Consider the following 363-nt stretch of genomic DNA (forward strand, 5'->3'; position numbering starts at 1 on the left):
CCGTCACCCTCGACGGCCGCAACCTGCGCTCCGGCCTCCCCGGCGACGCCATCCTCGCCGGCCTCGGCCTCGCCCCCGAGGAACGCAAAGCCCAGGCCCTTTTCCACCACCGCTCCATCCGCGACAACACCAGCACCGTCGGGCTGGAACGCCTGCGCCGCTTCCGCTTCGTGCGCAGAAGTGCCGAACGCCATCTCGCCGAGTATTACTCCGACCGGCTGCGGGTGCGCACCCCCTCCATCGAGCACGACGTCCGCAAACTCTCCGGCGGCAACCAGCAGAAGGTCGTCCTCGCCCGCTGGCTCGCCCGCAAACCCAAGGTCCAGATCCTCGACGAGCCCACCCGCGGCATCGACGTCGGCG

At 70.5% G+C, this 363-nt stretch carries 1 protein-coding gene; it reads left to right on the top strand.

Annotated features, from left to right (window positions below; all coding sequences use genetic code 11):
* The coding region (locus PUR56_RS35535; protein WP_329952003.1) for an ATP-binding cassette domain-containing protein at positions 1-363 on the top strand (363 nt) is incomplete at both ends.

Source organism: Streptomyces sp. BE303 (assembly GCF_036290945.1).
Taxonomy (GTDB): Bacteria; Actinomycetota; Actinomycetes; order Streptomycetales; family Streptomycetaceae; genus Kitasatospora.